Here is a 13,441-nt window from a genome sequence, read left to right as displayed (position 1 = left end):
CATAAAACCTCCATTTCTTCCTGTATAAAATAAAAAATGGCCTAGCATCCCCTTATATAAAGAGACGCTAAGCCATTTACTTAACGCGGTACCACTCTTATTGATTCCATAATGAATCCACCTTAGTAGTAATCGTTTGATTACGAACCTGATATCGAAGGTTAGTCGTTAAGATTTACTAAGAATTAGACTTCCGTTCCACCTTACTGCTCCTAGGCGAGTTCAAGATGTCATTTGACTATGTCGCACCAACCCATAGCTCTCTGCACAAATACATGACCTTACTACTCCTATTCATCGCATTCCAATATTCCGAATATATTTTCCTTTGAAATTACTAAGAATTATATAGGGTATATTTGCGACTGTCAAGCAAGATATTAATTTTTTTTATCAAAAAAAGAAACTATAAAAACAGAAAAGAAAATTTTCGCAAATTTAAAACACAAGGAGCGATCATTGTTGTTGTCAAAGTTTCAATACGCGCTCCTTGTATAAAAGCAATCTAAAATACACTTTTGTACGTATACTCTGCGGATTCACTTGCTTACTCTACCGTCAGAGGGCACCTATCCTAATCTAGCAGATTCCTCAAAGCTACGCGCCAAATTAGCCATTTCAATAGCGGAAGTAGCCGCTTCACATCCTTTGTTACCAGCCTTTGTCCCAGCACGTTCAATAGCTTGTTCAATATTATCAGTTGTCAGAACACCAAAAATAACAGGTACTCCACTGGTCATAGAAAGAGCTGCTACTCCTTTTGCACATTCATTACATACATAATCAAAGTGAGGAGTTGATCCGCGAATCACCGCTCCTAACGTAATAATCGCATCAAAACGCGCTGTTTCAGCCATTTTTTTTGCCATAAGTGGAATCTCAAATGCTCCCGGAACCCATGCAATTTCAATCTGTTTTTCTTCCACGCCATGTCGTTTTAGTGTATCTATAGCCCCACTTACCAGCTTACTGACAATTAACTCATTAAATCGACCAGCAACTACTCCGATACGTAATCCTGAACCTACGAGATTGCCTTCCCAGATTTTCATAGCCATCCTCATTTCCTCTTTATAGTAAAGTTAGCATATGCCCTAATTTTTGTTGCTTGGTATGCAGATATCTTTGATTGTGCTTATGACTATTTATTTGGAGTGGTACTCGCTCTACTACTTCCAAACCATAACCATTGAGCGCAACGATTTTTCTTGGATTATTGGTTAACAAGCGCAATTTCTTGGCACCCAAGTCGCGCAATATCTGTGCACCAATTCCGTATTCACGCAAATCAGCAGGAAAGCCTAGCCGTTCATTGGCTTCAACAGTGTCTAAGCCTTCTTCCTGCAACTGATATGCTTTTAATTTGTTTATTAAACCAATCCCACGCCCTTCTTGCCTCATATATAGAAGGATTCCCGTTCCTGCTTTATCGATTTGTTGTAAGGCCGCATGCAATTGAGGTCCGCAGTCGCAACGAAGAGAACCAAATATATCACCTGTTAAACATTCAGAATGTACACGCACTAAAACAGGATGTGCAGTACAAATATTTCCCTTAACAAGGGCTACATGCTCCTTTCCGTCCAACGTATTGGAGTAGGCAAAAATACGAAAATCTCCGTATTCCGTAGGCAAAATTGTCTCCGCTTCCTTTTTCACCAACGATTCACTTTGCATGCGATAATGAATCAATTGTTCGATCGAAACAATCTTTAGGTTTAAACGTTTCGCTATTTCTAGTAAAGCAGGTAAACGGGCCATGCTTCCGTCCTCTTGCATGATTTCGCAAATCACACCAGCAGGATAACCACCAGCAAGCCTTGCCAGATCTACTGCCGCTTCTGTATGTCCTGCTCTTTTTAATACTCCACCTTCCTTGGCGACCAACGGAAAGATATGCCCAGGACGTCGGAAACGATCAGCTACTGCTTGCGGATCGAGCATCGCCATGATCGTTTGCGAACGCTCATGCGCTGATATACCAGTATGCGTGTCCCTTTCATCAATTGAAACTGTAAAAGCTGTTCCATGATGATCTGTATTATTTTCAACCATCTGTCTTAACTGCAGCTCGCGAGCTCTTTTGTCCTCAATCGAAACGCAAACCAACCCTCTCCCATGAGTAACCATGAAATTGATCATTTCAGGTGTTGCCTTCTCCGCCATACATAGAAAGTCTCCCTCATTTTCCCGATTCTCGTCATCAACAACAATGATGGGCTTTCCTTGACGCAATGATTCCAAGGCCTCTTCTATCGTGTGAAGCATGTAGATTCCTCCCCTAGCCTATTGGTATTACACAAACCCATTGTCACATAAAAAGCTTTCTGTTACAGATTGTTGCTTGGTACCAGCAGGATGCAAAGAATTGAACAAATCTCCTTGAGGAGCTAGTAGCCTTTCCACGTACTTTCCGATTACATCATTTTCAAGGTTTACGTAATCTCCCACCTGTTTCTTTCCGAGCGTTGTAACTGTTGCTGTATGCGGAATGATCGAGATGGAAAAGGAGTTGGCTTTGATGTCAAACACGGTTAGGCTTATTCCATCTACTGTAATGGAACCTCGGGGAATGAGATAACGTTTTATATCTGCTCCCGCTTCGATTTCAAATAGAATGGCATTTTCATTTTGTCTTTTAGATATAATTCTCCCTGTACCATCAACATGCCCTGATACCAGATGTCCACCTAGTCTATCTCCTAAAGACATTGCCCGTTCCAAATTTACTGGATCACCATTACGGAGCTCGCTTAGAGTCGTCCTCTTCAGCGTCTCTGGCATGACATCAACGACAAAACCGTTTCCTGTAAACTCGGTAACCGTCAAACAAACTCCATTCACTGCAATGGAATCACCTAGTTTACTCTCCTCTACCACCAAACTAGCTTTTATATGCAGACTTCCAGCTTTTTGACCGGTTAAAATTCCATTGATCCTTCCCATTTCCTCGATAATTCCCGTGAACATGATCGTCTTCACTCCTTATGAATTGATTGGATCTGTCCAAAGTGGGTAACCCGTTATCCTCAGTTCCTGTTCACTCACCGTCTCTACGGTTACATCCCTCAGCCTGATTGCATCTTTCATAAAGGGGATGCCGAATCCCCCATAGGCAACTGGAGCCTGCTCTCCACCCACGAGTGTAAAAGCGACATAGGCGATTACTTTTTGTATTGCTTTTGCTTCTAAAAAAGCCCCACTTATCTTGCTACCACCTTCCACAAGTACCGAGACAATTTCAGCCTCTCCCAAGGTTTGTAGAACAAAAGGTATCGTTAGTTGATCTTCCTGCTGCACCGTAATCCGGATTCCTTTTGCACGCAGGAACGCTGCTTTTTGTTGAGAAGCTCTTCTTGTGGTAAAAATCCAGACCAAAGATGTAGAATCCTTCAAAATAGTAGCTGTCTTTGGAATACGAAGTGTTTGATCAAGAATGACACGTATCGGCTGCTTTCCATTTTCATACAACCGAGCTGTAAGTAAAGGATCATCTTGTATTACGGTGCTGATGCCCACTAAAATAGCGTCAGATTTGGCTCTTTCCTCATGAACTTCTCTTCGTGCAATTTCACTTGTAATCCATTTGCTATCGCCTGTTGTTGTGGCCAACTTCCCATCTAATGTACTAGCCGTCTTCAACGTAACAAACGGCCTTCTCGTGTTGATATAATGAAAAAACGACTCATTACATTGTCGGGCTTCTTTCTCCAATACACCGATTTGTACATCAACACCTGCATTTTTTAGTACTGCTAAACCTTTACCTGCCACCAGTGGATTGGAATCTACTGTAGCGATGACAACCCGCGCAACTCCTGCCTCCAGTAGCGCTTGTACACATGGTGGTGTTTTTCCATAATGACTGCATGGCTCTAGGGTTACGTATACAGTCGCCCCCATTGCCTTTTCCCCAGCCATTCGTAAGGCGTGAATTTCAGCGTGGGATTCACCTGCTCGCAGATGTGCTCCCATTCCTACGATGCTCCCGTGCTTAACAATAACAGCACCCACTGTAGGATTAGGAGATGTCTGATGCCTTGCTCCCTCTGCCAATTGGATTGCTAGCTTCATAAAAGATTGCTCCAAAAGCGCTTGATTCTCACATTCTCTCCTCTCGTGTTTTTGATACTCACTCATAAAGCGTTCCTCCTTTCGGTGTTTTTTCCCATTACTTTTATACTGCTTTTACTCTTGCAAACGCACCTTGGTTACTTACATAACCTATTTTTTTACAATAAAAAATGCCCTTTTCAGTAAAAGGGCATAGAGAAATACAGCCTATCATGTCATTTTTCTAAAAAAGGCTACAAAAAAAGAGTTACCCACCGCTTACGCGTAACGCCTTCAAAAAACATTTTTGAATACGTCTAAATAAACTGTCTTCTCATTTTTGAAAAAACAGTCTTCGGTGGCCGCCACAATTTAATCTTGTGCCTCACTGAAAAATGTGATAAGCCTTGTACCTTCTCCCATCCGGACTATACCGTCGGCCTTGGATTTTCACCAAGTCAGTCGCAAAAACGGTTTGCGAGTCGCGGGCTCAGACATAATTGTCATTACCGCCGGTCGGGAATTTCACCCTGCCCTGAAGGTGGTTATGCAATTGCCAGTAGTATAACACAAGTATCCATACATGGGAACGGATACTTTCTATCTTCTTGTCCAATGCTTTTGCCTTCTATTCATAATCAGCAACAGCCTGATGCCTATATCAAAAAAACGCGATTCTTTTTGTAGGAGTATACAGAAAGGATGGCGTTTTTGTATGAGTTTAATCATTTCAAATCTACTACATTTTCTCCATGCTCATGATCGCTTGATTGTATGCTGATCGGAGGGCTCTGTAGCCAAGAATTATGATAACCAGAGCAAGCACACCTGCCACTACGGCCACGAAAAACCCTGACCGTGCGCCAAATCTATCCACAAACCATCCAGCTACAGCTGATCCTAGAGCAACCCCGATGCCCAAGCCTGTGATTGCCCAGGTCATTCCTTCCGTAATCTGGGACTCCGGAACAATTTTTTCCACCAATCCCATCGTGATGATCATAGTGGGAGCCACAGACATTCCAGCGAAAAAAATAGCGACTGCTAACGTAGCAATTCTATCTACGAACAGAAGTGGAAGCATCGTCATCGTCGATATTGCAACGGCTCCCAGAAACTGACGATAAAGCGGAGCGTTCAACGTAAGAGTTCCGAAAATCAATCCGGCTAGACATGAACCGATAGCATAGACGGAAAGCACCATGCTGGCGGCTACCGTATTTCCCTGATTTTCAGAAAAAGCTACACTTACTACATCCACTGTCCCAAATATGGTTCCTATGGCTGCGAGTGTGTACACCAGCACTCTCAAAGAACCAATCTTGATCACCGCTCCCTTGCTTCTAGTGCTAAGGGGACGCACAGCAGGTTCGGTACTCTTTTGTGCCGTGAATAGCAATACCCCTATTGCTAGAAATACGCACGACAGAAGAGGACCCGCTTCTGGGAAAACCATAACGCTTAAACCAACAGAAATGACCGGGCCGATGATAAAGCAAATTTCATCAACAACCGACTCGAAGGAAAAAGCGGTATGCAGCTTTGGCGAGCCTCGGTAAAGCTCGGTCCATCGGGCACGTACCATCGCTGGCATACTAGGCATGCATCCTGCCAATAATGCGAAAAGGAATAACGTCCAATCTGGCGCTTGATATCTGGTACACAGTAGTAAGGCGATAATAGATAGCACGCAAACCACTGTGGCTGGTAGCAAAACACGGGATTGACCTAATCGATCCACCAAACGGGAAATTTGAGGGGCCATCAAAGCTGTCGCTAACGCAAAGGTAGCGGCAACAGTACCGGCAAGCCAATACTCGCCGCGTAACTGAGACAACATAGTTACAAGACCGATGCCAGTCATAGATATAGGCATCCGCGCAATAAAACCAGCAGCCGAGAAACCCTTTGCGCCAGGGGCATCGAATAACTCACGATATGGATTAGGCATAATCTCCCTCCAAATAAATACCGTTTCGCAATGCAATCTTCATTCCTTACAACCTCCTTGTTGGATTCGTCAGTCAGATTAAACAACTTTACATACGTCGTGTATGTGAATACCATAATACACATACATAACGTATGTCAATACTCATTTTAAACATCCCACCAGTTTCTTCACATGAATAACACCTGTACAATCGCTTATTTTCAAAGGATTATTCCTTTGTGTGTCGAACAATAATAAACATGGGATTGAGTCAGAAAAGAGGACAATTCATTATGTACAACGTGTGAAAACAGGAGGAAAAATGGCTCGAAAAGCGCGGACGGAAATGATTGCAGAAACATGCGCCAAGTTAGTGGGCGCGGCAAGGAAGGCTTTTGGCACGATTGGGTACGCAGACACATCCATGGATGAACTCACAGCTTCTGTGGGACTAACGCGCGGTGCGCTCTATCATCATTTTGGTGATAAAAAGGGTTTATTGGCAGCCGTTGTTCAAGAAATCGATGTGGAAATGGATGACAGATTGGCAAAGATCTCAGAGACAGCAGAAGGAAATTGGGAAGGCTTCGTCAGTCGCTGTCGTGCTTATCTCGCTATGGCGCTTGAGCCAGAGATCCAGCGAATCGTGCTAAGAGACGCACCATCAGTACTAGGCAATGATTATTCTCGATCATCACAGTCTCATTGCCTAGCAACAATGGCTCACATGCTTGAACAATTGATGGAGGACCAACTAATTGCAACGACTGACTGTGAAGCCTTAGCACGTCTATTGAATGGAGGTCTCGTAGACGCTGCTTTATGGATCGCAAACTCCGAGAATGCCGAGTCTGACTTAGCCAAGGCTTTAAAGAGCCTCTCTGTCATACTGAATGGCTTGCTTTTAACGAAGGATTATAGAGCGGAATAAAAGACACTTCCACTCCTGTACGGAAGAACATCATGACGCACTACGTCCCTCCATCTTATCGTCACTAATTTTACAACATAAATGCCGGTATCCTTATCATAGAGGATACCGGCATTTATGTTGTCAGATAAGGATCACTTGGAGTACAGTCTATCAGCTAACATTCCAAACTGGTATTGCTTCGTGCATATTTATCATCCCTGAAAGAGTTGTATGAGATTACCACATGTATCATTAAACACAGCAATGGAGGTCTCATTCATGTCTATAGGCTTTGTCTTAAACACCACACCTAGCCCGATCATCCTTTCGTACTCTTTGTGAATATCCTCAACAGCAAACGCCGTTACAGGTATGCCTGCCTCAAACATTTCCTTTTGGAATGTCTTGGCAGCAGGATGTCCTAGTGGCTCAAGAAGCAATTCAATATCGTTCGGTCCTTCTGGCGAGACAACCGTTAACCATTTAAAATCTCCAGCTGGCAATTCTCTTTTTTTCACAAAGCCCAAAACATCCGTATAAAATGTGAGGGCCTTATTCTGGTCATCGACAAATATACTAGTTAGTTTAATCTTCATTGGAATCCTCCTTTCCTACAAGATGCAATTCAAGCTGAATATCTTGCATAAACCGAGTTGATGAGAGTTCGTGCTTTGATCCATTTTTATTATTATCTATCAAACTCTATTTTCCATTCCTGCTTCTTTAAACCGCTGATTGACCTACTTCTTTCTTGAAGCTTCCCTTGACAGCCATATAATCCCTCAGCTACAAACAAGTGAAATGCGGTTTCTTTGTCATAAGAAAAGAATATATGTAAAAACTTCTAGTTTTTTATTTAGTTATATTGACAATATCAAAATGACTATGTAAAATAATCTCAAGAACTTGTAGAAAGGAGCTGTCTTCTTTGCAAATTCCTCCAAAGGAAAAGCCAGTCTATCGCTCTCCTGATGGTTTACCTACCGACATTTGTATTTTTACGATTACATCGGAGCCCAGAAAAGATACCAACCACAAATCACTTCCCGATCGTAAGTTAAAAATATTGCTGATTCAGCGTGATCCTCAAAGTGATCGCTTTCCAGGATATTGGGCTTTTCCAGGCGGTTTTCTCAATGAACACGAAACGCTTGATCAATGTGCTGAACGTGAATTACGTGAGGAAACACATATCTTAAATGACAAAGTACATATTAAACAGCTAAAAGCCTACTACACTCCAGGACGTGATCCTGGTGGATGGATTCCAACAGTTGTTTATTATGCCCTTGTTAATGAGCAGGCATTGGCTGGATATAAAGCTGATGACGATGCCGTAGATGCACGTTTGTTCACAGTTGAGGAAGCAATGTCTATGAATTTGGCGTTTGACCACAACGAAATTTTGAAGGATGCTCTACAAAAAATTCAAGAGATTATGGTTCAAACAAATATTGCAAAAGAATTTCTACCAGAAGAATTTACGTTATCTGAATTACTTCAGGTCATTGAAACGGTGGTACCCGATTTTAAAGTAGATCGCTCTAATTTTAGCAGACGATTGGTGTCAACGATAAATAGAAAAGGGATTATTGAAGAAGTCAGAGATGCTGAAGGTTCCGCTAAATACTCGACTAAATACTCACAAAACCGAGCCAAACTATATAAATTTACAAATTACGTGCCATTTGTGAGCATCTATTAATCCCTCTTTTTTTTAATATCTAATATAGTCGTTTTAACAATGTTAAATCGAATTTACAAAACGGAGGTATTTATTTATGAACCAAAAAGCTATCCTGATCATCGATTATACAAATGATTTTGTTGCAACCAACGGTGCTTTGACGTGCGGAGAACCTGCCCAAAAAATTGAAGAGCGCATTGTTCATCTTACCAATCACTTTCTACAAGAGGGAGAATTCGTAGTGATGGCTATAGATGCACACGAAGAAAGAGATCCCTTCCATCCTGAATCGAAGCTCTATCCCCCCCACAATATGCTCGGGAGTGAGGGACGCCAATTATATGGCGAACTGCAAAACCTCTATAAACAAAAGGAAGCGTTTATTTATTGGATGGATAAAACCAGATATAGCGCATTTGAAGGAACTGATTTAGCGTTACAGCTTTATACGCGCGGTATTCGTCAAATTCATCTTGTTGGTACATGCACTGATATATGTATACTCCATACGGCGGTATCTGCTTGGTACCTAGGCTTTGAAGTTATTATTCATGAGGACGCAGTTGCAAGCTTTAACTCTGTTGGACACGATTGGGCATTACAGCATTGTAAAAACCAAATGGGAATGCAGGTTGTAACTAACTATTGATCGATCATGTATGCTTTTCTCTCAAAAGATGCTGTAAAAGAAAGGACTGACCGAAGATGACAAAAACAATCTTTGATATTGTTGATCCAAAAATATATCGCTATATTCATGTGTGCCATTTTTGTAAACAACCTACTTTTAGAATGTCACCTGAAGAAACACCCTGCCCTATTTGTGGAGAACAAGATTTTGAAATACTCCCATTCTACGATCCTTCTAAAGATTATGGTCTTGATGTGGATGAATACGCGATTACAATGATGTATGCTTTATACAAAAAGAACCTTCACCACACGGAAGTTGTATTTGATGATTTTTATCGTAAAGCTCCATTTGTTAAGCCAGGCAGTGATTTTACTGGCGACTTAGGGGGGTATGTTGCTTTTGGAGGTCTAGAACAACTCATTGATATTGTCGAGAATCTTTACTTTAATGAGAGCGACATTGAATATCTGCGTTCCAAAAACTTGTATGAGGAAGCTTTTCTAGCAGAACTTCGCACACTACGTTTTACTGGAAGCTTACATGCAATGAAAGAAGGCCAAATCGTGTTTCCAAACACTCCCTACATACGAATTGTTGCCCCTATCATGGAGTGTATCTGGATAGAAGCCCAGTTGCTTAATACAGTGAACAGCGAATCCCTGCTCATGACAAAAGCATCTCGAATTGTGACAGCAGCAGATGGGCAAAGTGTTATTGAAATGGGAAAAAGACGTGCTCAGGGACGAGACGCATCAGTACAAGGAGCTAGATCCGCCTATATTGCAGCATTTGACTACTCCTCTAATATGAAAGCAGGGAAAAAATATGGTGTTCCAACTACAGGTACACATGCTCATTTATTTGTTCAATTTTTCCCAACTGAGCTTGACGCCTTTCTCGCCTTTTCAGAAGTTTTCCCTGCCAAAAGTATCCTTCTTGTTGATACATTTGATGTCTTAGGTTCAGGTATCCCGAATGCGATTAAAGTAGCTAAACGAATGCAAGAGTATGGACAAAAGCTTACTGGCATTCGTTTAGATAGTGGAGATTTAGCCTTTTTATCCAAGAGAGCGCGAAAAATGCTAGACAATGCAGGGTTCCCATATGTAAAAATTGCTGCATCCAGTGATCTCGATGAGCATACGATTACCTCTCTCAAACATCAAGGGGCTAAAATTGATATTTGGGGAATTGGAACCAAATTTATCACTGCATATGATACTCCTGCACTAGGGGGAGTACACAAAATTGTTGCTCGACGAACCGAAAAGGATTGGGTGGCTCTTATTAAAATCTCTGAAAATATAGATAAGATTAGTAATCCGGGTTGCAAGAAAACCTACCGGTTATACGATCAAGATGGTATGGCAAAAGGTGATTATATTTGCCTCGATCATGAGAATATTCAAGGCCTGAAGGAAATTCAACTGAAACATCCGCTGAATCCATTGAAAATGAAGCGAGTAAGTCATTTTAAAGCAGTCGAGTTATTAGTTCCTATCTTTGAAGAAGGAAAGCTGGTCTATGATAAGCCTTCCCTTGAAGAAATCAAAAAGTTCCATCAAGCTCAAAAAAATACATTCTGGGAGGAATATCTTCGCTTAGACAATCCAGAAGTATATCCTGTTACGTTGTCTGACGAATTACGAGTACTGAAAAATACGATGATTAACGAAATACGCGAGCTTGCCTTGATAGAATCTTAAAGGAGGAACCTTCATGCGTTACGGTATTTATGGAAGTAGTTTTGATCCGATCACCTATTCTCACCTTTTTACAGCTGCTGCTGTGGCAAAACGTAAACGTCTGGACAAAGTATTTTTTATTCCCTGCTCCTCTCTACGCAGAGATAAAATACTTCAAACAGAAGATCAGCACCGATTAAACATGCTTCAGATTGCCTTAGAAACGTGCAAAAACAAGAAAAATCGCTTGGGAGAACCTCTATTTGAAATCTCTACTGTTGAAATGAACGCCTTACCAGGTGAGACGTATACCTACGATACAATGAATCATTTCAAAAAACTGTATCCGCAGGATGAGATTTTTTTCATCATGGGTGCAGATTTGCTAGAAGGTATATCAACTTGGGGGAACGCTGAAAAATTGGTCAAGAACAACAAGTTCATCGTCATGGCAAGAGAAGGCTATCACTCCGATGATCTAATTGCTAAGGACCCCTTATTACGCAATAACGATGAAAATTTCCGTACGATGTCGAAAGGGATTAGTATGGGAATCAGCTCTAGCTATATTCGTGGGGAGCTTCGCAATGATGGTGAGGCTAGCTTTCTCTTACCTGAGGAGGTATTGGACTATATCAAGGAACATCAATTATATGTAAGAGAGGTCCGCTAAGATGACGAAACAAGCAGAAATCATCAGAAAGCTACATGTTCACATAAATACACAGCCAGAACGAGAATTTCGTAACAGGGTAGATTTTTTAAAGAAATACCTGCTTACGTCTGCTGCTAACGGCTACATTATTGGAATAAGCGGCGGTATTGACTCTACTTTAACTGGTATCATGGCTCGTGTTGCTTGCGATGAGCTTACTCAAGAAACGAGTAAACAGTATCATTTTGTGGCTGTTCGTCTCCCCTATGGAACTCAAGTTGACGAAGATGATGCTCAAAGTGCACTTCAATTCATCAAACCACATAAAAATTTGCTGGTTAACATCAAACCTGCTGTTGATACCTCTCTTGAACAGCTCAAACGATCAACTGGATATGAGCTGTCAGATTTTCTCAAGGGTAATACGAAAGCAAGAGAGCGCATGAAGGTCCAATATGATATAGCTGGACATTTAGGATTATTAGTTCTCGGAACTGATCAAGCAGTCGAAGCAACTACCGGTTTTTTCACAAAATATGGAGATGGAGGCACTGACGTTGTTCCCCTTTCCGGTCTGACAAAAGGGCAAGTGAGACAAATCCTGCAATATCTTGGAGCACCAGATTTCTTATATTTGAAAATTCCTACAGCTGATCTTGAAGATGAGCGTCCTCAACTACCTGATGAAACCGCCCTTGGCTTTTCTTATGATGCTTTAGATAACTATTTAACACTTCAGCCAGTACCTGCTGAAATAGCGAAAAAAATCGAAGTAAAATATGATGAAACCGAGCACAAACGCCATTTACCTGTAACTCCATTTGATGACTGGTGGCAGTAAAAAAGATCCCTCCGGGACTTACTTTTCCGGAGGGCAAGATTTTCAATCAATAAATCCCATTCTAACAACCTGTTCTCATCCTATCAATTACCTATACTCCAAGCACTTGTCTAGCCATCTCTTTGTACTCTTCTAACCCAGATTTTTGAGCAAATTCAGCAATGCCAACAGGATAAGCAGCCGTTAGTTCAATCACATGAGCAGCCATATTTGGCCAAACATAACCACCTGCTTGTTCATAGTGATAAATAAGTCTTTGAAGTGCTGCTTCTCCGAAAGTCCGATAGTGAGCAACAAAATCATGGGCAGGATCAGTTATCCTTGCCTCTGTCCAATCAATCAAGCCCGTTACTCGTGATGCTTCATCCACTAGAATATGACCCGCGTGCAAGTCCCCATGAATAAGCGCGGTTTTCTTGGGCCAAAGCGAATCATTAGCAAGCCAATTTTGCCAGCGATTCCATAGTTCATCGCTTACCCCAAATGTCATTTTGACTTTATCCATCCGCTCCTTCATTGAAGATCTTGCTTCTTCCGCCGTCTCCATTTCAATTCCTGCCTCCCTACAAGCTGTAGAATCAATCCGATGTAAGGATGCGATTGCAAGGGCGAGTGTTTCATGAAAGATATCTGGTACATTTTTTTCGTCAATTTCCCAAATATATGCCTTTGCTTCGGGATCAATTGTTCCTGCTGGCACACCGTTTAACAATTGATAGGCAATCAAATCTTCCGTGTAAATCTTCCAATTCGGAACTTGTACCGACAGTTTCGATTCTATCAAGTTTAAAATCTGCTTTTCTTTTTTTGCTGAAGGAAGCACATCTTCTCTTCTTGGATATCGTAACACCCATTTTACTTCATCCACATCGCGTGCAAAAACAACCTGAAAATCTAAACCAGAATCATTTCTCTGTAAAGAATCTTCTTTTATTAACAGTCCATGCTTTTTCGCTTCTGCTATAATATGCTCGTTGGTTTTTATCATATTCTACACATCCTTTTTTTGGTTTTTCTACACCCGAAACATTGGTTATTGT

At 41.5% G+C, this 13,441-nt stretch carries 13 protein-coding genes, 1 riboswitch and 1 other annotated feature; of the genes, 6 read left to right on the top strand and 7 right to left on the bottom strand.

The genetic code is table 11. The features are described 5' to 3' along the window. Positions 1-57 precede the first annotated feature (57 nt). Positions 58-307: a binding site (T-box leader), on the bottom strand. Between the two features lie 262 nt (positions 308-569). The 5 genes from ribH to BrL25_RS21995 all read right to left on the bottom strand — a co-directional run bounded on the left by ribH (position 570) and on the right by BrL25_RS21995 (position 6,004). After that, positions 570-1,052 (bottom strand): 6,7-dimethyl-8-ribityllumazine synthase, encoded by a 483-nt coding sequence (ribH, locus tag BrL25_RS22015; RefSeq protein ID WP_026315097.1) that lies wholly within the window; start codon positions 1,050-1,052, stop codon positions 570-572. Positions 1,053-1,071: 19 nt separating this feature from the next. Then, entirely contained in the window at positions 1,072-2,268 is a 1,197-nt protein-coding gene (locus tag BrL25_RS22010) for a bifunctional 3,4-dihydroxy-2-butanone-4-phosphate synthase/GTP cyclohydrolase II (protein ID WP_018670941.1), read from the bottom strand. A gap of 27 nt (positions 2,269-2,295) precedes the next feature. Then, the gene (locus BrL25_RS22005) at positions 2,296-2,970 is read right to left on the bottom strand and encodes a riboflavin synthase (RefSeq protein WP_018670942.1); all 675 of its coding nucleotides are present in this window, start codon (positions 2,968-2,970) and stop codon (positions 2,296-2,298) included. Between the two features lie 15 nt (positions 2,971-2,985). Continuing rightward, entirely contained in the window at positions 2,986-4,089 is a 1,104-nt protein-coding gene (gene ribD / locus BrL25_RS22000) for a bifunctional diaminohydroxyphosphoribosylaminopyrimidine deaminase/5-amino-6-(5-phosphoribosylamino)uracil reductase RibD (protein WP_026315098.1), read from the bottom strand. Between the two features lie 371 nt (positions 4,090-4,460). Further along, a riboswitch (FMN riboswitch) is annotated at positions 4,461-4,600 on the bottom strand. 192 nt (positions 4,601-4,792) lie between these two features. Continuing rightward, a complete protein-coding gene (locus BrL25_RS21995) occupies positions 4,793-6,004 on the bottom strand; it encodes an MFS transporter (RefSeq protein WP_018670944.1) in 1,212 nt (403 codons plus the stop codon). Between the two features lie 304 nt (positions 6,005-6,308). Between BrL25_RS21995 and BrL25_RS21990 the strand changes: the two genes are divergently transcribed. Then, positions 6,309-6,917 carry a TetR/AcrR family transcriptional regulator gene (locus BrL25_RS21990; protein WP_018670945.1) on the top strand — a complete coding sequence of 203 codons (609 nt, stop codon included), beginning with the start codon at positions 6,309-6,311 and terminating at the stop codon, positions 6,915-6,917. A 194-nt stretch (positions 6,918-7,111) separates the two neighbouring features. Here BrL25_RS21990 and BrL25_RS21985 read toward each other — a convergent pair whose 3' ends face one another. Next, entirely contained in the window at positions 7,112-7,495 is a 384-nt protein-coding gene (locus BrL25_RS21985; RefSeq protein WP_018670946.1) for a VOC family protein, read from the bottom strand. A 332-nt stretch (positions 7,496-7,827) separates the two neighbouring features. On the opposite strand from BrL25_RS21985, the gene BrL25_RS21980 reads away from it, so the two are divergent. The 5 genes from BrL25_RS21980 (at position 7,828) to nadE (ending at position 12,401) form a co-directional block, all read left to right on the top strand. Next, positions 7,828-8,604, top strand: coding sequence for an NUDIX hydrolase (locus BrL25_RS21980; protein WP_018670947.1), 777 nt, complete (start codon positions 7,828-7,830; stop codon positions 8,602-8,604). Positions 8,605-8,680: 76 nt separating this feature from the next. Beyond that, on the top strand, positions 8,681-9,235 hold the full coding sequence (locus BrL25_RS21975) for a cysteine hydrolase family protein (RefSeq protein ID WP_018670948.1): 555 nt from the start codon (positions 8,681-8,683) through the stop codon (positions 9,233-9,235). Between the two features lie 56 nt (positions 9,236-9,291). After that, positions 9,292-10,926, top strand: a complete 1,635-nt coding sequence (locus BrL25_RS21970; protein ID WP_018670949.1) for a nicotinate phosphoribosyltransferase — start codon at positions 9,292-9,294, stop codon at positions 10,924-10,926. 13 nt (positions 10,927-10,939) lie between these two features. Next, positions 10,940-11,578, top strand: coding sequence for a nicotinate (nicotinamide) nucleotide adenylyltransferase (gene nadD, locus BrL25_RS21965; protein ID WP_018670950.1), 639 nt, complete (start codon positions 10,940-10,942; stop codon positions 11,576-11,578). Between the two features lies 1 nt (position 11,579). Further along, positions 11,580-12,401, top strand: coding sequence for an NAD(+) synthase (nadE, locus tag BrL25_RS21960; protein WP_018670951.1), 822 nt, complete (start codon positions 11,580-11,582; stop codon positions 12,399-12,401). Between the two features lie 91 nt (positions 12,402-12,492). On the opposite strand, the gene BrL25_RS21955 is transcribed toward nadE, so the two are convergent. After that, positions 12,493-13,389 carry a macrolide 2'-phosphotransferase gene (locus tag BrL25_RS21955; protein WP_018670952.1) on the bottom strand — a complete coding sequence of 299 codons (897 nt, stop codon included), beginning with the start codon at positions 13,387-13,389 and terminating at the stop codon, positions 12,493-12,495. Positions 13,390-13,441 lie beyond the last annotated feature (52 nt).

It is taken from the genome of Brevibacillus laterosporus DSM 25 (assembly GCF_002706795.1).
In the GTDB taxonomy this organism is placed as follows: domain Bacteria; phylum Bacillota; class Bacilli; order Brevibacillales; family Brevibacillaceae; genus Brevibacillus_B; species Brevibacillus_B laterosporus.
This window is presented reverse-complemented; position numbering and strand designations above follow the sequence as displayed.

Bases quoted from the DNA above. Each gene is read 5' to 3' on its own strand.
- ribH (WP_026315097.1), bottom strand. From the start codon at position 1,052: ATGAAAATCTGGGAAGGCAATCTCGTAGGTTCAGGATTACGTATCGGA.
- BrL25_RS22010 (WP_018670941.1), bottom strand. From the start codon at position 2,268: ATGCTTCACACGATAGAAGAGGCCTTGGAATCATTGCGTCAAGGAAAG.
- BrL25_RS22005 (WP_018670942.1), bottom strand. From the start codon at position 2,970: ATGTTCACGGGAATTATCGAGGAAATGGGAAGGATCAATGGAATTTTA.
- BrL25_RS21995 (WP_018670944.1), bottom strand. From the start codon at position 6,004: ATGCCTAATCCATATCGTGAGTTATTCGATGCCCCTGGCGCAAAGGGT.
- BrL25_RS21990 (WP_018670945.1), top strand. From the start codon at position 6,309: ATGGCTCGAAAAGCGCGGACGGAAATGATTGCAGAAACATGCGCCAAG.
- BrL25_RS21985 (WP_018670946.1), bottom strand. From the start codon at position 7,495: ATGAAGATTAAACTAACTAGTATATTTGTCGATGACCAGAATAAGGCC.
- BrL25_RS21975 (WP_018670948.1), top strand. From the start codon at position 8,681: ATGAACCAAAAAGCTATCCTGATCATCGATTATACAAATGATTTTGTT.
- BrL25_RS21970 (WP_018670949.1), top strand. From the start codon at position 9,292: ATGACAAAAACAATCTTTGATATTGTTGATCCAAAAATATATCGCTAT.
- nadD (WP_018670950.1), top strand. From the start codon at position 10,940: ATGCGTTACGGTATTTATGGAAGTAGTTTTGATCCGATCACCTATTCT.
- nadE (WP_018670951.1), top strand. From the start codon at position 11,580: ATGACGAAACAAGCAGAAATCATCAGAAAGCTACATGTTCACATAAAT.
- BrL25_RS21955 (WP_018670952.1), bottom strand. From the start codon at position 13,389: ATGATAAAAACCAACGAGCATATTATAGCAGAAGCGAAAAAGCATGGA.